The sequence below is a fragment of the Stenotrophomonas geniculata ATCC 19374 = JCM 13324 genome (assembly GCF_001431625.1).
Lineage (GTDB): Bacteria > Pseudomonadota > Gammaproteobacteria > Xanthomonadales > Xanthomonadaceae > Stenotrophomonas > Stenotrophomonas geniculata.
The window spans coordinates 59,268-76,409 of record NZ_LLXT01000125.1 but is presented as its reverse complement, the minus strand read 5'-3'; the positions used below and the strand labels follow the sequence as shown (position 1 = coordinate 76,409).

At 57.2% G+C, this 17,142-nt stretch carries 14 protein-coding genes and 1 tRNA gene; 5 read left to right on the top strand and 10 right to left on the bottom strand.

Going from position 1 to position 17,142, the window contains the following annotated elements; genetic code table 11:
- The 3 genes from ARC63_RS15725 to ARC63_RS22930 form a co-directional block, all read left to right on the top strand.
- On the top strand, positions 1 to 2,507 hold a 2,507-nt coding region (locus ARC63_RS15725; protein ID WP_057503774.1), incomplete at its 5' end, for a TonB-dependent receptor domain-containing protein.
- A 65-nt stretch (positions 2,508 to 2,572) separates the two neighbouring features.
- Positions 2,573 to 3,928: a Gfo/Idh/MocA family protein gene (locus ARC63_RS15720; RefSeq protein WP_053443851.1), complete on the top strand. Its 1,356-nt coding sequence runs from the start codon at positions 2,573 to 2,575 to the stop codon at positions 3,926 to 3,928.
- 26 nt (positions 3,929 to 3,954) lie between these two features.
- Positions 3,955 to 4,356 (top strand): hypothetical protein, encoded by a 402-nt coding sequence (locus ARC63_RS22930; protein WP_139042438.1) that lies wholly within the window; start codon positions 3,955 to 3,957, stop codon positions 4,354 to 4,356.
- A 447-nt stretch (positions 4,357 to 4,803) separates the two neighbouring features.
- Here ARC63_RS22930 and ARC63_RS15710 read toward each other — a convergent pair.
- A tRNA-Arg gene (locus tag ARC63_RS15710) sits at positions 4,804 to 4,880 on the bottom strand.
- A 194-nt stretch (positions 4,881 to 5,074) separates the two neighbouring features.
- Here ARC63_RS15710 and fcl point away from each other — a divergent pair.
- A complete protein-coding gene (fcl, locus tag ARC63_RS15705) occupies positions 5,075 to 6,019 on the top strand; it encodes a GDP-L-fucose synthase (protein ID WP_049454049.1) in 945 nt (314 codons plus the stop codon).
- A gap of 37 nt (positions 6,020 to 6,056) precedes the next feature.
- Here fcl and ARC63_RS15700 read toward each other — a convergent pair whose 3' ends face one another.
- The 9 genes from ARC63_RS15700 to gmd form a co-directional block, all read right to left on the bottom strand.
- Positions 6,057 to 6,539 carry a GDP-mannose mannosyl hydrolase gene (locus ARC63_RS15700; RefSeq protein WP_057503771.1) on the bottom strand — a complete coding sequence of 161 codons (483 nt, stop codon included), beginning with the start codon at positions 6,537 to 6,539 and terminating at the stop codon, positions 6,057 to 6,059.
- On the bottom strand, positions 6,536 to 7,120 hold the full coding sequence (locus tag ARC63_RS15695; RefSeq protein ID WP_197656695.1) for a WecB/TagA/CpsF family glycosyltransferase: 585 nt from the start codon (positions 7,118 to 7,120) through the stop codon (positions 6,536 to 6,538). Before ARC63_RS15695 ends, ARC63_RS15700 begins: the two co-directional genes overlap by 4 nt.
- Positions 7,121 to 7,318: 198 nt before the next feature.
- Entirely contained in the window at positions 7,319 to 8,467 is a 1,149-nt protein-coding gene (locus ARC63_RS15690) for a glycosyltransferase (protein WP_057503769.1), read from the bottom strand.
- A 2-nt stretch (positions 8,468 to 8,469) separates the two neighbouring features.
- The gene (locus tag ARC63_RS23960) at positions 8,470 to 8,811 is read right to left on the bottom strand and encodes a serine O-acetyltransferase (RefSeq protein WP_425513181.1); all 342 of its coding nucleotides are present in this window, start codon (positions 8,809 to 8,811) and stop codon (positions 8,470 to 8,472) included.
- 158 nt (positions 8,812 to 8,969) lie between these two features.
- Positions 8,970 to 9,773, bottom strand: a complete 804-nt coding sequence (locus tag ARC63_RS15685) for a glycosyltransferase family 2 protein (RefSeq protein ID WP_082587892.1) — start codon at positions 9,771 to 9,773, stop codon at positions 8,970 to 8,972.
- On the bottom strand, positions 9,761 to 10,861 hold the full coding sequence (locus tag ARC63_RS15680) for a hypothetical protein (protein WP_139042437.1): 1,101 nt from the start codon (positions 10,859 to 10,861) through the stop codon (positions 9,761 to 9,763). The genes ARC63_RS15685 and ARC63_RS15680 overlap by 13 nt, the downstream gene beginning before the upstream one ends.
- Positions 10,848 to 11,774: a polysaccharide pyruvyl transferase family protein gene (locus ARC63_RS22920; RefSeq protein WP_139042436.1), complete on the bottom strand. Its 927-nt coding sequence runs from the start codon at positions 11,772 to 11,774 to the stop codon at positions 10,848 to 10,850. The genes ARC63_RS15680 and ARC63_RS22920 overlap by 14 nt, the downstream gene beginning before the upstream one ends.
- 35 nt (positions 11,775 to 11,809) lie before the next feature.
- Positions 11,810 to 13,099 carry a lipopolysaccharide biosynthesis protein gene (locus ARC63_RS22915; protein ID WP_082587890.1) on the bottom strand — a complete coding sequence of 430 codons (1,290 nt, stop codon included), beginning with the start codon at positions 13,097 to 13,099 and terminating at the stop codon, positions 11,810 to 11,812.
- 7 nt (positions 13,100 to 13,106) lie between these two features.
- On the bottom strand, positions 13,107 to 14,213 hold the full coding sequence (gmd, locus tag ARC63_RS15675; RefSeq protein ID WP_057503766.1) for a GDP-mannose 4,6-dehydratase: 1,107 nt from the start codon (positions 14,211 to 14,213) through the stop codon (positions 13,107 to 13,109).
- 594 nt (positions 14,214 to 14,807) lie between these two features.
- Between gmd and ARC63_RS15670 the strand changes: the two genes are divergently transcribed.
- Positions 14,808 to 17,033: a polysaccharide biosynthesis tyrosine autokinase gene (locus tag ARC63_RS15670; RefSeq protein WP_057503765.1), complete on the top strand. Its 2,226-nt coding sequence runs from the start codon at positions 14,808 to 14,810 to the stop codon at positions 17,031 to 17,033.
- Positions 17,034 to 17,142 lie beyond the last annotated feature (109 nt).

Genomic DNA, 17,142 nt, shown 5'->3' with positions numbered 1-17,142 from the left:
TGGAAGTGCTGACCGACGGCGCTTCGGCGGTGTACGGCACCGACGCGGTGGCCGGCGTGATCAACGTGATCACCAAGCGCAACTTCCAGGGCGCCGAGGTCAGCTTCACCAACGACACCTCCTCGCGCATCGACTCCTACGGCGAGCGCCAGGCCAGCATCACCGCCGGCTTCGGTGACCTGGCCGAGAACCGCTTCAACATCTACGGTGCGGTCAACATGTACCGCCGCGACGCGATTCCGCTGAGCGATTTCTACGACAAGCGGCCCGACCAGTACTACGTCAACAATCCGAACTACCTCAACAACCTGCGCCTGGGCGTGGGCAGCAAGCCGGGTGAATTCAATCCGGGCACTTACTTCGCCTTCGATCCGGTCACCGGCCGCCGCGTGCAGGAAGCCGCGCCGGGCTGCAAGAACGTGCTGACCAGTGAAGCGGCCGGTCCGCGTTGCGTCTGGGAAACCTGGATGAACAACGAGATCGATGCCGGCGCCAAGTCCGAGCGCAATACCGCCTACCTCAACGGCACTTTCCTGGTGGGTGACAGCACCGAGATCTTCGCCGAGGCGACCTACACCGACATCGACCTGCGCGCCAACGGCGGCACGCCGCGCACCTACGGCACCACCACCGGCAACCCGACCAGCTGGTTCTCGCGCAACACCGGCAACACCGTCAACCAGTTCCTGTACCCGTTCCTGGGCCCGAACAACGAGTACAACCACGCCAGCCCGCAGATGAAGGCCATGATGGGCGGCGTGGTCGGCCTGAACTACCTGCTGCAGGATGCCGGCCCGAACTACTTTGGCCAGCGCAATACCGACAAGAGCTACCGCGTGCTGGCCGGTGCGCGTGGCAACCGGGGTGACTGGAACTGGGAGACCGCCTTCGCCAGTGCCGGCACCCACTCCACCACGTACCAGACGATCAACGTCAACATCAAGGGCTTCGAGAAGGCGTTCGGCCCGTACTCGGTCGATCCGACCACCGGCCGCGTGACCATCTCCGACCACCCGGCATACAAGTTCGGTGAGATCAGCGAAGCCAACGCCGCATTGATCCGTGAAGCGTTCCCGACCTTCGACATCCAGTCGTGGACCCGTCTGCACACCTTGGACGGCAAGATCGAAGGCCCGCTGTTCCAGCTGCCGGCCGGTGAAATGCGCGCCGCGTTCGGCTTCAACGCCAGCCGCGAAACCTTCTACACCCCGGGCAACGCGGATGCAGCCAACGGCCTGATCTCCCAGCAGGGTGGTTCCTGGTTCGACGGCAAGCGCAACACCTACGCGCTGTTTGCCGAGACCGTGGCACCGATCACCGACAAGCTGGAACTGGATGCGGCGGTGCGCGTGGACAAGTACCCGAACTTCAGCGCCAACGTCGCGCCGAAGATCGGCTTCAAGTACCAGGCGTTCGACCAGCTGATGCTGCGCGGTACCTACTCGACCGGTTTCCGTGCACCGAGCCTGGCCGAATCCGGCAACGGCGGCGTGTTCGCGCAGCTGGGTGGCTACCGCGACGAGCTGCGCTGCAACGAGACCAACGCCATCGCCAACCTGCTGCTGCGCTCGCAGCGTCCGGGCGATGTCGACCTGGGCAAGAACCTGCTGAACGTCGATTGCAGCCGCACCGTGGCGCGCATGACCCAGCCGAACAAGGATCTGAAGCCGGAGAAGGCCAAGATCGCCACCCTCGGCTTCGTCTACGAGCCGGCCACCTGGCTGTCGGTGTCGGCCGACTACTGGTTCATCTACCGCGACAATGAAATCGTCGCGCCGGACTACCGCCGCATGGAAGACATCATCTCCTCGTCGCGCTCGCCGATCACCGACAGTGACCGCGCCAACCTGGCGCAGCTGGCGGCGATGTGTGCCGACCCGGCCAGTGGCGTGAGCTGCCCGTCGGTGCTGCCGGGCTACTCCGCCGGCAACGTGGCCAGCGTGGTGGGCCAGTACAAGAACCGTGGCAAGACGCTGATCGACGGCTTCGACATCGATGCACGCAGCCGCTTCTCGCTGGGTGACTGGGGCAACCTGAACATCGGTCTGGCCGCCACCATCGCCAACCGCAACCGCTTCTACATGGATGAAGCCAACGGCTGGTACTACGGCGACGTGGTGGGCTACTACAACAACCCGCGCCTGCGTGCCACGCTCAATGCCGACTGGACCTACAAGCAGGTCACCACCAGCATGTTCGTCAACTACGTGGGCGGCACCAAGTGGGCCACCGACCAGGTTGATGAGGTGAGCAACAACAAGGAAACCTGCACCGGCGGCTACCTGGCCCTGCAGAAGAGCAAGTGCGACGGTGCGCCGTCGTGGTGGACCGCCAACATGAGTGTCACCTGGCGCCCGGATGATGCCTGGAACCTGAGCTTCACCGTCAAGAACCTGTTCAACCGCCTGCCGTTCTACGATCCGAACAGCTTCCTGGGTGACTCCAGTGACTACGCGACCATCTTCGGCCGTGGTTACAGTGTGACCATCGGCTACCGTTTCAAGTAATTCCGTTTGCGTGACCCGGCGAGCCGGCTACGGCCGGCTCGCTGCCAAGAGGAGAGATGTTTGCCATGAAGCGTAGGGAATTCATCGCGGCCAGTGCCGCTGTCGCCGCCAGCAGCCTGCTGCCGCAGACCCCGGCATGGGCACGCGGGCGCAAGGTGCGCCTGGCCATGATCGGTACCGGCATGCGCGGGCTGGTGCTGCTGAAGGAGCTGGTGCGTCGCGACGACGTCGAGGTGGTCGCGCTGTGCGACATCGAGCCGATCATGCTCGGCCGCGCCATGGACATGGTGGCCAAGGCCGGCAAGCCGGCCCCGAAGACCTACGGCCAGGACCGTGACAGCAACGCCTGGAAGCGCCTGCTGGAACAGAAGGGCATCGATGGCGTGATCATCGCCACGCCGTGGGAATACCACGCGCCGATGGCGATTGCCGCGATGCAGGCCGGCGTGGCCGTGGGCTGCGAAGTGGTGGCCGGCATCACCCTGCAGGACCACTGGGACGTGCTGAAGACCCAGCTGAGTACCGGTACCCCGTACATGCTGCTGGAGAATGTCTGCTACCGCCGCGACGTGATGGCCGCGCTGCAGATGGTGCGCCAGGGCCTGTTTGGCGAACTGGTGCACCTGCAGGCCGGTTACCAGCACGACCTGCGCGGCGTGAAGTTCAATTCCGGCGACCCGAACCAGCCCTATGACAGTGGCGTGGAATTCGGCCCCAAGGGCTGGAGCGAAGCACGCTGGCGCACCGAGCATTCGGTGGAGCGCAACGGCGAGCTGTACCCCAGCCACGGCATCGGCCCGTGCGCGATGTACACCGGCATCAACCGTGGCAACCGCTTCACCCACATCAACGCGTTCGCGACCAAGGCACGCGGCCTGCACGAATACACCGTGGCCAAGAGTGGTGGCACCACCCACCCCAGCACCAAGGTGAAGTTCAAGCTGGGCGACATCGTGACCACCACGCTGGCCTGCGAGAATGGCGAGACCATCCTGCTGCAGCACGACACTTCGCTGCCGCGCCCGTATTCGATGGGCTTCCGCGTGCAGGGCACCAAGGGCCTGTGGATGGACGTGAACCATTCAATCCACATCGAAGGCCGCAGCCCGCCGCACCAGTGGGAAGAGTTCAAGAAGTACCAGGACGAGTACGAGCACCCGCTGTGGAAGCAGAACGCCGACACCGCCGCGAGTGCAGGGCATGGTGGCATGGACTGGTTCGTCATCCATGCCTTCGTGGAAGCGCTGAAGGCCAAGGCGCCGATGCCGATCGACATCTACGATGCGGTGACCTGGAGTGCGATCACGCCGCTGAGCGAGCAGTCGATCGCCAATAGTTTCCAGACGCTGGAGTTCCCGGACTTCACTGCAGGTGCGTGGAAGCAGCGCAAGCCGATTTTTGCGTTCGACGGGAAGTACTGATCTGCACATCAACGGCAACGCCGCGCATGCTCGGCGTTGCCGTCTGCATCGGTGCATTGGCACCTGTAGAGCCGAGCCAACGCTCGGCTGTTTTTCCCGCCGACCGCATTGAACTAGCGACCCCACCACTGGCGGAGCCCCAGACCATGCCATGGCAGAAGATCGGCGAACTTCCTGACCAGCGATTCGTCGGCCCCTACGGCATCGAATTCTGGCATATCCACAAAGGCCAGGTCTTCCACCAGGGCCGGCTGCTGCGCAAGGCCGACGCGGCCAGTTTCGAGTTCATCCCCGCACACTATTTCGTCGCGCGCGATGCGCCCGCCGTCTACCACGCCAGGACCCGCCTGCCCGCGATCGACCGCGACAGCTTCCGCCAGCGCGGTGGTTACTGGCGGGACAGGCGCAATACTGCGGCCGGTGCATAAAGCACTGCCTGCGTGGCGAGCTGCTGCAAACAATCCCGGAGGACCCGCTGTACGCCGTTGATGACAGCAACGTCTATTGCGATGGTAAGCCGCTGCTCGGGGGGGGAGCGCGCGCTGGCAGCTGCTGGATGGACACTTCTCGGGCGATGGCAGACGTACCCACTACCTGGAGCGGAAGCTGCCCCAGGTGGACGTAGCGCTGGCTGGAGGGGAGCTGGTCGCGGGATGCGACGCAGTTGTTCAACATGTATCTGGTCGAGAGGGACTCTGAGGTGCGGGCGCTGCATGGGCTTGAGTGACTGGCGCGCGCGGAGGCTCGCTGTCGATCGGCCATGGCGCTGTGCCGCCGGCTGAAGCGCTTGGCGGTCACGCTCTGGGAGCCGGGGTGTTGCTGGGGGCATCCTGCTGGGAGGCGGGTCTGCAAGGGCAGACGGGAGCAGGGGAAGATGGCGCGCCCGGAGGGATTCGAACCCCCGACCAATGGCTTCGGAAGCCACTACTCTATCCGGCTGAGCTACGGGCGCGTTGTATACAGCCTCGCCCTCGGAACCTGCCGGGACGAGCATCAAGACACCCGGAAGGGGCCGTGAGGAGGGCATTCTATCTGGTTTCCCCGGATAAATCTCAACCCACCCGTCATCAAGGCTGGACTGCCCGGATGGGGTTGAGGCCGTCTGCTAAAATTTGACCCATGACTCAGCAGTTGAACGGAAAGGGCATGGACAAGCACGATAAGATTTTTGTCGCAGGACACCGGGGGCTGGTGGGTGGTGCTGTGGTGCGCCGTTTGCAGGCGTTGGGATATGACAACCTCTTGCTAGCAGGGCGCGAGCGCGTCGATCTCAGGGATCGCGCGTCGGTCGAAGCGCTCTTCGAGGCCGAGAAGCCGGCCATCGTCATCCTGGCTGCGGCCAAGGTAGGCGGCATCCATGCAAACGATGCGTACCCTGCCGAATTCTTGTTTGAGAACCTGCAGATCCAGAACAACGTGATCGACGCGGCATACCGCCATGGCGCCAAGAAGCTGACTTTCCTGGGTTCGTCGTGCATCTACCCCAAGTTCGCCGAGCAGCCCATCCGCGAGGATTCGCTGCTGACCGGAGGCCTGGAGCCTACGAACGAGTGGTATGCGATCGCAAAGATTGCGGGCATCAAGATGTGCCAGGCTTATCGCAAGCAGTATGGATTCAACGCGATCAGCCTGATGCCGACCAATCTTTATGGGCCGGGCGACAACTTCGATCTGCAGAACTCGCATGTGCTTCCGGCGCTTCTGCGGAAGTTCCATGAAGCCGCTGAGCGTGGTGACAGCGAGGTCGTCATGTGGGGTACGGGGACGCCACGCCGTGAGTTCCTCCATGTAGACGACATGGCAGCCGCAACGGTCTATCTGACTGAGACCTACGAAGGCTCGGACATCGTCAATGTTGGTGTCGGTGATGACATCAGCATTCGCGAGCTTGCGGAGCTGGTGAAGGACGTCACAGGTTTCAAGGGCGAGATCCGCAATGACACCAGCAAGCCCGATGGCACCCCGCGCAAGCTGCTGGACGTCTCACGGTTGAATGAATTGGGCTGGAAGGCTTCGATTGAGCTTCGGGAAGGCGTCGAACAGACGTATCGCTGGTTCCTCGACAATCAAGGGCGCCTGCGCGCCGCCTAAGGTTCTGGATGGAAGGGCCAGCGTTCGCTGGCCCTTTCTATTTGCGGGCGTATGCTTGGGTATTGGGGTGGATCGAGGCATCGGACAAAGCATCTTCTGCTGTTACCCAACGGTACTCAGCATGCTGTTCCTCCGGCAGAGCCATTCCCGCGGGATCCACGCTGATGGAGTACGCCAACACCACGTAGTGCGTGCCTGCATCCGATGCGCCGGTAAAGTCTTCGGCGTAGAAGTGCTCATACGCTCCAACGAAGGTGGCTTCGCTGATATCCAGCGATTGCCCGAGCTCAGCCTCAGTCAGCCTGCGGAAGGCCTGGTTGAAGTTCTCGCCTTTGCGGATGCGACCACCCGGAGCAAACCAGAATCCGCGTGCAGGGTCATTGGTACGCAACCCCACAAGCATACGTTGCCGCTGATCCATGACCAGAAGATCGATCGACACGAGAGGCGTGTCCCGAACCACGGCCTTGAAGTCAGCTGCACTCAGGTGCCGTGGTGGAAGCTCGGTCAAGTGGGTCATTTCGACTGCGCCGTCATGAGCTGGCGCGCAGCGTGCCAAATGAAGAGGGTGTTGGTGACGAAGTAGCGCTTCCAAAGCCGACGAGGCTCGCTCGCAAGCCTGTGCAGCCATTCGAGGCCATTGTTCTGCATCCAGAGGGGGGCCCGGGAGATAACACCCGCATGGTAGTCGAATGCCGCCCCGACACCGATCATCACACCATTGATGCGGCCACGGTGCGCCGCCATCCACTTCTCCTGCTTCGGACAGCCGAGGCTGACCCAGATTGTCCCGGCACCAGAGTCATTGATGTCGCGCACGATGGCAGCATCCTCTTCTTCGCTGAGTGCGCGGAAGGGCGGTGAGTGGGAACCGGCAATGACCAGGCCAGGGAATCGCTTGGGCAGCTGGTCGCGAAGAATGCCCAAGGTCGTCTCAGCACCGCCATAGAGGTAGATGGATTCGCCACGCTTGGCGGCGGCCTCGCAGTACTTGAGCATCAGGTCGGGACCATTGATGCGTTGCTGTCCGGAAGCCCCAAGACGTCTCATGAGCCAGGCCACCGGCGCACCATCGGGCGTTGCCATGTCGGCAGAGTTCACGGCTGCTGCGAACTCCTTGTCCTGACGTGCTGTAACGACGGAGTGGGCGTTGCAGATGCAGACTACCCTGCTGTCTCGACGCATGCTCCAAGCGTGAATACGGTGTAGGGACTGCTCCCAGCTGACGCGAGTGATCGGTGCGCCGATAACGTCGATAGTAGTAGAGGGGTTATTCACTATGGATGCTGTCCATGCAATTTAGAGGGGCTGCTCGGAGTTGTAGGCGGACAAAAGGGTTCGAAGACTTACTTCCGGAGAGTAGGAGTTCAGATAACGGCTGCGCGCGCCGGAACTCATCCGCGCTATTCGATGCTCAGAGTTTCTATAGCTGGTCAACAGAGCGGCGAGCTCATCAGGGCTCCCCGGACTAAATAGCTCGCCCGTTATTTCTGGCTCTATCAACTCGCTAAGAGCACCGATATCACTAGCAAAGACGGGAAGGCCCTGTGAATACGCTTCGGCGATGACCATCGGAAAGCCTTCGTACCACAGGCTGGGAACGATAAGCGCTTTGGCTTTCCTCATCTCAGACCTGATTATCGAAGAATCTCGCTTGCCCAAGAAATTAATGTGCTTGTTGCCTGAAGCGATGTCCGATAGCGGGCCATCACCAATGACTGTCACAGCTACGTCAGCGGAACGTGCCGCTTCGAGCAACACGTGTATTCCCTTGTCTTCAGTAAGTCGACCCACGAAAAGATAACCATCACGAACTCCCTGCTCGGGGAACTCTTCAATTTCAAGATGAGAGAAGTTGGACTTCACTCTAATCTTGGAGCTTGGTATCCCTGCTCTCGAAAAGAGGCTCTTTGCAAACTCGGTGAGCGCAATGAACTGATCAACCCTGTCCCACGTACCCAGTCGCCGATGCAGTGAGACGCTGGCGGCAATTGAAAAAGTTCCGATGAGCGAGTTCCGATACACGCGACGAGCCACGGTCCACCAAGGGCCCTCGTCTATGCTCCTCTCGGTCACTTTGCCATCAAAGTACAATGTCGCAGTCGGACATACAATTCGGTAATTGTGAAGAGTGAAAACCGATCGTACCTTCTTCGCTCGGCAGGCATAAAATACGGATGGCGAAATAAGTGGGAAGAAGTTGTGGACGTGAACTACATCAGGACGAAACTCAGATATCTCTCTACGTATCCTGAGGTATGAGGGAATGGAGAAGATTGCATTCAACGTTGCAACAATCTTCGATGCGAACCCTCGGATTGAGTGGTTGGAGACAGCGTAAAGCTTCACTTCATGGCCGTTCGCACGAAGCAGCTCCGCTTCGTTCCTGACCACGGAATCTTCGCCGCCGGCCTGCTGATAATAGTTGTGGACAATGAGAACTCTCATCTTCAGCTTGTCCGGCGATTGATTATCCGGGCGGGATTTCCAACGGCGATGCAGTCGTCAGGAACGTCTGTAATAACGACGCTCCCAGCGCCTATCGATACATTGTTCCCTATCTTAATTGGCCCAATAATTGTTGCATTTGATCCGATGTCTACATTGTCCCCAATAACTGGGGCGATGCCATCGAAGCTCGAGCTTGTAACGCGAACGCCAATTGTAGTGCAGTGCCTCAATACCACATTGCGACCAATAATCGCTCGATCATTGATGACCAAGCCAACCCCGTGGTAGAGCGACGCGCCAGGACCAATCCTTGTTTTCCATGGAATTTCAACGCCCAGCATCCATTCGACCGCAACTCTGTAGGCAGCAACGACTGGAAGTAGAGGGAGCCTGATGGCCTTGGGCATACGACTGATCAGATTGACAGCTCGAAAGCTGAGCAATATCAAGCGGCCCTTGGGATTTCCTCGGTTTGCAGCCCAATCACAAATAATGTATCTCATTGATAGCGTTTCCTCCCGAGCACTTTGCGAGCCACGGACAGCGCATGCTTGCCCACGAAGACTTTCAGTGCCGGGCGAATCATATGGATCATACTTGAAACAGGGTATCGCTGAGACTGGATCAGGCTCCATCTCAATTTCAATCCAGCTTTTGCCTGGAAAATCTCATGCTTTGCGGACACGCTTCCGTCGTGGACGCGAAGGAAAGAAACTCCATCGCCAACTCTGGCCATTTTGCCAAGAAGAGTAAGTCTGAACCAAAGCTCCCAATCTTCAATGTGTTTCCACTCAGGTCGATAACCGCCTGCCTGGATGAAGTCCTTTCGTCGGAACATGACGCTGCTGTGCATTACGAAGTTGCCTTTAAATAGCGAGGTCATCGCATCGTCATGGTTATCAGGAGTTGTGGATGGCGTGAGTGTTCCATCGGGATATACTTTGAAAAAGTCTGTATAGACCAGGGAAACGCGAGGGTCGGCGTCAAGCACCGAGCGCTGGAGGCTCAGTCGACTGGGGCTGTAATAGTCGTCAGCATCCGCGCGAGCAATGAATGTTCCAGCTGCAACGGCAATTCCGGCATTGAGGGCAGCGACCACGCCCGCGTTCTTCTGCGTTAATACTCTAAGTCTGCTGTCAGCCTGCAAACGATCAAGGACGAGTCCTGTCTGGTCCGTAGATCCATCATCCACTACGATCAGCTCAATTTCGCGCAGGTCTTGATTGAGGATGGAGACAACGGCCTCCTCAATTGTTTTCTCTGCATTGTACGCAGGCATGACAACTGAGACTACTGGCTGCATGGCACGTGGCTTCCTTGTTTCGGCTCTCTGTCGTCCTGGTCAAGCATTTGCATTGAAAGCAGGAAGAATAGATAGAATGAATAGATAATTGTGTTGTCAAAGTAGAATATCAAGTTGCTATATAGAAACAGCATTTTTGCTTCTAGTGACTTTGCACGGTACCCGAGCCATATGAAGGTAAGGAAAAATACAAGCCCGAGCTCATAAATCATCTTGAGAGCATCGGAGTGCATGTTTGCGTCTCCCTGCCCGAACTTTCCAAGAAAAGTGGCGTAGGCTGTCCCAACGCCGTTTCCGTAGAAAATGTAGTGGCTACTTCCAACGATGCTGTGTGCCGCTTCCGACTGAAGGAGCTGCCTGCCTAGGCCAACCTCGTTGGCAGACTTTCCCGTTAATGCGGTGATTGCGGCATCGAGATCGCCGACAGCGTATTTTACTGCAAACGCAACAGCTACAAGGTTCACGAGTACCATGATCGGGCTGGACAGTAGCTTCTTTGCCTTCCGCTCAGGTAACAGGGCGAATGGAACGCATACCGCAATACCAAGGAGGGCCGCGCGCTTCAGAAGAAGGACCGATGCAATTGTTGCGACGATGAAGATCATCCATCGAGATCGTGCCAGTGCTACGACGGCAAATAGTCCGCAAACAAAAGAGCCAGTGCTCTCGAGAGAAGAGGAAGAGTCGAGTAGGTCGAATTCAAGGCCGTGCCACCCGCGAAGGGTGATAGCCCCGATGATACTAGAGGTAAATACAACCGGTAGGAGAACTTTGATCCAGCTGAACTCAATGGGGTTCGCGAAGGCAAGAGAAATCGCGATTCCGGAAAATACGAAATAAAAGTCCTTGAATCCTAGCTCTCCGCCAAATGGTATTGTGAGGGCAGCGGCAGAAGCGTATGCAAGAAAGGGTAATACAGGGGCGGGAACTCTGATTTTTTGGGTAGAGATGACTGCAAGCAGGGCTGCGAACGGGATGAGGTACATCGCGTAACGCAGCTGATGGATGGCCATGGAAGTCAACACTAGCAGGAGACAGAAGGTCCATAACAGCGATCTTCCGTCCATCTGTGAATTAGTCTTTGCCATGCTCTGTATGCTCAGCCAGGGTTACACAATTGCTAGAGCGAGTCCAGCAACAGATATATCCGCCATTCTTGCCATAGGAGTTGTCGCCGACGACATTCTCAATTCCCAATAGTGAGCTCAGGATATGGCCGTGGAGTCTGTCGGTTTCAACTTTCTTGTATCGACTGAAGTGCGACGCAGAGAGAGACTCTAGATATTTGGCGTAACGGCACCAAATCTCGCTGTGTATATTAGCGGCGAACTTGGATTTGCGTAGCAGCGATAGCTTTCCAAGCCTTGCATAAATCCTGACAGCTGTGCCATGCCATCCAATAAGAGCTGGCCAGTCGATAGAGTGCGATTCATCGACCCTCGCGGAGTTGCTACGCTCGCCGTCAGTTCGTTTAAAGGCAAGCTGGTCAAATTGCGGACGCTTCGCAGTCTTCATTGGCCAAAGCTGATGTGCCATATCAGGTGAAAGATAGACGTTGGGCGTCATTCTCCTCGCCAGATTCGCAGATTTAGTGTCTCGAACGAATATGTGAAGATCAGGATGTTTGGAGAATAGAGCGCAGCAAGCCTCATACTTTTCAGGGCTTGAGAAGTGAATTGTCTGGGGAAGGATCACAATTCTGTTTGTCAGACATCGAGAAATGATTCTCTCGCGTATTTCTTGGGGGCCATCGTAAAGGTCTCCCAGGTTGCCTCCTCCCTGAAACACGATGGGCACGTCAACCTCGGCCCAAGCCGGGGAATAATTAAAGTACGCGGACGTCTGAACTCTTCGAATATTATAGTCACTCAGAAACTTCAACGTTCCAGACATGATTAGGATGTCGCCGACATTACCGTGAACTGGTATGTCCACAAAGTGAATCGCCTTGCTGTTAATGACGCTGGCGACTCTCGACAGTCTTTCCTTGAGTTCTGCCATTACCTGGTCGTGCGGAATCAAACCTCTGCCCTGCTTCACTCGGAACTCCCTTTCCTGCCAAACATACCAAGCACAAAGTGCGCGTCACTGATGGTTGGGACCAATTGACGTAGTAGAATTTTTTCCATCTTAATCATGAAGAGCGCGGTTAAAAATAGTCTGATTGCACCGGATAGTGTCATCACAAGTGATAGCCAAATTATCAAGTTCTTTTGCGGCAGGAGTGGTAAAGCTGCCAGCATCGGTATGACTGACGCAACTTGCCTTACGGCAACCAGTCCGGGTTTTCCATCAATATTGAATTTTTGGGCCAGCATCCAACTAGATCCTGACAGTGTCGCTTCAATTAGCAGGATTGAAAAGGGTAGCGTAGCTCCAACGAAGCGCTGACCGAAAATAATTGGTATGAAAATATGGCCTGCCAATCCAGCTGCGATGGCGGCGATCAACATCGGGACGAATGTTATACGGAAAACTTGTAGGACCACATCCGTTGATCCGGTTTCGCGTTGTCCGCCGTAGCGGGAATACAGCGATGTCGCTATCGATTCGTACAGTGAGCTCAGTATTCGAGATGTAGAAAATGCGATCGAGTAGATTCCAAGATCTGCAGTGCTTGCTCTTGCCATAAGGTAGATCTTGTCAGCATTCGTTGCGATGATTCCAGTCATGGTCGTCACGTGGAACTTCAATCCAAGTCCCATGAGTGATTGCCTGTTGGCGTTACTCGGCCCCTGATGCAGGCTCGGATCGGACGACTTGCTGCGAAATTTCCTCCGGAGGTATAGCCATGTCCCGCATGCAATAACTAGCGTCGCGGCTGCTTGTATGTCGATGGCGACTCTCAGGCTAAGCGTTTCAGCTAGTGATGCAGCGCAAAGGCCTAGGAGGACCAAGACTGGCAATCCGATTCTTGCAAAATTATATGCTTTAAGTGAACTGTCCAGCTGGGCGCAGAAGCCGCAAAAGATGGTAATAGAAACCGCTGCCGCGTAGCAGAGTGCGGTCCATTTACTGACATCTCCCTCTGAAAGAAAAACCTGGAATGTGGCGGCAGCGAGGCACACGGAAAGTATAGTGGTCAACGCACTTGAGCGGTCATAGGCAGCGCCGAACTGAATAATTTTCGCGCGCACTGCATAGACCATGGCCTGTCCGAGTCCCAGCTGCGCAGCGGAGGCTACAAAAAGTGCAAAGACCTGCACTGAGTAGAATGCGCCTCGACCTTCGGGGCCCAAGCTTCGAGCAGTGACAACGCTCACTAGAAAATTGACCGCCATCACTAGGATGGCGGTAACTGCTGAAATTAGCGATGCTCTAAACATCCCCCTGTCAGCTATCGCGGATGCCGGATGCAATCAGATAGCGCTTCTCTTTGGCTTCCAGCAAATCCGACTGAATCATTTCAGAAACCATTTCCTGCAGAGTTGTGGTCGGCTTCCATCCCAATTCGCGCTCAGCCTTTGCGTAGTCGCCCAGCAGCGTTTCAACCTCTGCCGGACGGTAATATCGGGGATCAACGCGCACGATAGTGTCTCCAGGACGCACGTTTGGTGCTTGGTCGCCCTCTACCCGGACAACGACGGCTTTTTCCGAATCGCCCTCGCCGACGAACTGGAGCGTGATACCCAGTTCGAGCGCAGCAAGTTCAATGAAATGGCGAACGCTGTATTGAACGCCCGTTGAGATTACATAGTCGACTGCCTTCTGCTGTTGCAGCATCAACCACTGCATTTCGACGTAATCCTTGGCATGGCCCCAGTCTCGCAGGGAGTCGAGGTTTCCCATATAGAGACACTCCTCAAGGCCTTGTGCGATATTTGCCAAGCCGCGTGTAATCTTGCGTGTTACGAACGTCTCGCCGCGACGTGGACTTTCATGATTGAACAGGATCCCATTACACGCGTACATGCCGTAACTCTCACGGTAATTGACGGTGATCCAGTAAGCGTAGAGTTTTGCTACGCCATAAGGGCTTCTAGGGTAAAATGGAGTCGATTCCCGTTGGGGGGATTCTTGGACAAGCCCGAAAAGTTCAGAGGTTGAGGCTTGATAGAACCTGGTCTTCTCAGATAGTTTCAGGAATCGAATGGCTTCCAGCAGCCGGAGGGTGCCGAGGGCGTCTACATCCGCGGTATACTCCGGTGATTCAAAGCTCACCGCTACATGGCTTTGCGCGCCTAGGTTGTAGACCTCGTCGGGCTGAACTTCCGCGACGATACGCGTCAGGTTGCTGGAGTCTGTGAGGTCGCCGTAGTGAAGGTGCAACTTGCTTGTTGCATCGTGGGGATCACGATAAATGTGATCGACGCGCTGAGTGTTGAAGGACGAGGATCGGCGTTTGATTCCGTGAACTTCATAGCCTTTCTGCAGCAATAGTTCCGCAAGGTAAGATCCATCTTGTCCGGTGATTCCTGTAATTAGCGCGCGCTTGCTCATTGAAATTCCATTTGATGACGTTAACTTGTATCGTCGGCTGCTTATTGTCATTTTTAGACTGGCAGTCGGCGCTTAGGTGCTGTCCGCGAGGATGCCCGTGTGTTCTTGGGCGGCTTGCCCGATTCGAAACTCCATATCCATTGGTCCTTGAGTGCCCAAGACGGCTCTAACTTGCGACCGCCTTGTGACTAGCGGCGTCGCGAGTTGGGTGTCTTCCGCGGGGCGTCCAGTCGTGTAGCTTGTCTACGTATCAGTGGGTGCCCAGGCTGTTCTCGGGCGCCGCGCGCTTTTTCGCTGATTAGGCCCATCGCTTCCCTTCTACGACCCCCAAGCATAGCAGCCCGTGTTCCTGTTGCAACGCGTGCGTCTTCAAGACGCATGGTGTCGATGGCGTTGGCCTTCATCTCTGAGTCGAATTCAAGGTATGCTATGTGGCCCGATGACCGGGCTCCTGCTTCCTGTCCGCGTAAAAGATCTAGGACCTTCGGTTCTTTGATGGCGCCTCAGCAAGTGACGGCGCCTCAACAAGTGCGGCCTCGTCGGGGATCGCCCCTGGGTTGCTGCGCGAGATTTTTCGATGATGAAGTGGAATCAATGACCAAACAAATGGAAGGCCGGGCCGCAAGGAACGATGAGATCGATCTGCGCGAAGTACTTGGCATATTGTTGGATCGCCGTTGGTTGATAATCTCGGTTGCGGTAATTTTCTTCGCGGTTGGCTGTGCCTACGCATTGCTTTCAAAGCCTGTTTATCAGGCGGAAGCTATGATTCAGGTGGAGTCAAAGGTTCCCGCCATCCCGGGTCTTGCCGATCTTGCTTCGTTGGGAGGTGGAGGCAGTACCGCCGCGACTACAGAGGTCGCGCTCCTCACTTCTCGCACGGTTGTGGGGGCTGCTGTTGATGCCCTTCAGCTTGATACGCAAGTTGAGCCGCATCTTTTTCCATTGATCGGCGGGTTCATTTCACGCCGTTTCAAGCCAACTGAGCAGGCCCCTGTTGCCGATCCTTGGCTTGGGCTTGCTAGTTACGCATGGGGTGGTGAAACGCTCCAGGTCCATCGATTCGACGTCCCCAGATCGCAGATCGACCAGAAATACATTCTTCAGATCGAAGGTGGAGCTGGTGAATTTTCTCTGTATGGGCCTGAAGGCGAAAGCGTGCTGCACGGCAAGGTGGGCGTTCCACTTAGTCGCGGTGGAGTAGTGCTTGAGGTTTCAGGGCTCCAAGGCAATCCTGGTGTCCGATTTGAGCTGGTGAAGACGCGACGTCTAGATGTCGTAGCAAGCGTTCAGGATGAGTTGCAGGTTGTCGAGCAAGGCAAAGACTCTGGGATCTTGGCAATTCGCTATCAAAACTCTGATGCCGTTCGTGCCGAGGCTCTGGTGCAGAAAGTTGCCGATGCCTACGTTCGCCAGAACGTGGACCGGAGCTCTGCGGAAGCGGCGTCTCAGCTTCAATTTGTAAAGGATCAGCTGCCAACTATTCGCCGTCAGGTCGAGCAGGCTCAGTCCGCCATGAGCGCCTACCAGTCGCAGTCTAGGTCGGTGGATATCACCATGCAGACCAAAGGGCTGCTGGAGCAGGAAGTCGCTGTGGAGGCGAGTATCCAGCAGTTGCGCTTGAAACAAGCTGAGATGGATCGGAGCTTTACTCGCGAACATCCGGCCTATCGCGCACTGCTCCGGCAGATCAGTGATCTGGAGGGTCGCAAGGGTGGATTCCAGAAGCAGGTGGGTGATCTGCCGGAAACCCAGCAGGAGTTGCTGCGCCTGACACGTGATCTGCAAGTAAGTAACGAGCTGTATACGGCGCTGTTGAATCAAGCTCAGCAGCTGGATGTAGCCCGCGCAGGTGCGGTTGGCAACGTGCGTATTGTCGACTCCGCGGTAGTTGATCTGGCAAATCCAGTTAAGCCGCGTAAGGCTTTGATTGTTATCGTCAGCACCCTACTCGGGGCATTGCTCGCCGTCGCCTTTGTTTTCCTCCAGCGAATGCTCAACCCGGGCATCGAAGACCCGGCAGACATTGAAGCCCTGGGCTTGCCCGTCTACGCAGCCATCCCGCTCAGCGTGTCCAATACGCTGCCCAAGCTGCGCAAGGGCAAGCACGGTACGCGCGTGGTGGCCGACGGTCGCCAGCACCTGCTGGCGGTATCCGCACCAGCCGACCCGACTGTGGAGGCACTGCGCAGCCTGCGTACCAGCCTGCACTTCGCCATGCTGGAAGCGAAGAACAACATCCTGACCATCTCGGGCCCGCGCCCGGGCGTGGGCAAGACCTTCGTCTCCACCAACCTGGCCGCGGTCATTGCGCAGGCGGGCCAGCGCGTGCTGGTCATCGACGCCGACATGCGCAAGGGCACGCTGCACAAGATCCTGGGTGTGTCGCACCAGAAGGGCCTGTCGGATGTGCTGGGCGGCAAGCTGAGCACCGACGACGTGATCCATCCGGTGTCCGGTCTGGAAAACATGCATTACATGGTGCGTGGTGATGTTCCGCCGAACCCGGCCGAGCTGCTGATGCACCCGCGCTTCGCGCAGCTGCTGCAGGACATGTCCGGCAAGTACGACCTGGTGATCGTCGATACGCCGCCGATCCTGGCTGTGACCGATCCGGCGCTGGTCGCCACCCACGCGGGCTCGAGTCTGCTGGTCACGCGTTTCGGCGTGAACCAGGCCAAGGAAATCGAGCTGACGCTGCAGCGCTTCGAGCAGAACGGCGTGCAGATCAAGGGTGCGATCTTCAATGCGGTCGAGAAGCGTGCCACGGGCTATTACAGCTACGGCTATTACGAGTACAAGTCTGACGGCAAGGAATAAACTCCTGCTGTCGATGGCGTTAGAGGGTCGGCATGAAGATGCCGACCCTCCGTCCATTCCAAGGGAAGGAAGCTCCAGGCATTCTTCCCATCAGATCAGGGAAGATCCC

Coding starts and splice junctions, on each gene's coding strand:
- ARC63_RS15720 (WP_053443851.1), top strand. CDS start 2,573: ATGAAGCGTAGGGAATTCATCGCGGCCAGTGCCGCTGTCGCCGCCAGC.
- ARC63_RS22930 (WP_139042438.1), top strand. CDS start 3,955: ATGCTCGGCGTTGCCGTCTGCATCGGTGCATTGGCACCTGTAGAGCCG.
- fcl (WP_049454049.1), top strand. CDS start 5,075: ATGGACAAGCACGATAAGATTTTTGTCGCAGGACACCGGGGGCTGGTG.
- ARC63_RS15700 (WP_057503771.1), bottom strand. CDS start 6,539: ATGACCCACTTGACCGAGCTTCCACCACGGCACCTGAGTGCAGCTGAC.
- ARC63_RS15690 (WP_057503769.1), bottom strand. CDS start 8,467: ATGAGAGTTCTCATTGTCCACAACTATTATCAGCAGGCCGGCGGCGAA.
- ARC63_RS23960 (WP_425513181.1), bottom strand. CDS start 8,811: ATGCTGGGCGTTGAAATTCCATGGAAAACAAGGATTGGTCCTGGCGCG.
- ARC63_RS15685 (WP_082587892.1), bottom strand. CDS start 9,773: ATGCAGCCAGTAGTCTCAGTTGTCATGCCTGCGTACAATGCAGAGAAA.
- ARC63_RS15680 (WP_139042437.1), bottom strand. CDS start 10,861: ATGGCAAAGACTAATTCACAGATGGACGGAAGATCGCTGTTATGGACC.
- ARC63_RS22920 (WP_139042436.1), bottom strand. CDS start 11,774: ATGGCAGAACTCAAGGAAAGACTGTCGAGAGTCGCCAGCGTCATTAAC.
- ARC63_RS22915 (WP_082587890.1), bottom strand. CDS start 13,099: ATGTTTAGAGCATCGCTAATTTCAGCAGTTACCGCCATCCTAGTGATG.
- gmd (WP_057503766.1), bottom strand. CDS start 14,213: ATGAGCAAGCGCGCGCTAATTACAGGAATCACCGGACAAGATGGATCT.
- ARC63_RS15670 (WP_057503765.1), top strand. CDS start 14,808: ATGACCAAACAAATGGAAGGCCGGGCCGCAAGGAACGATGAGATCGAT.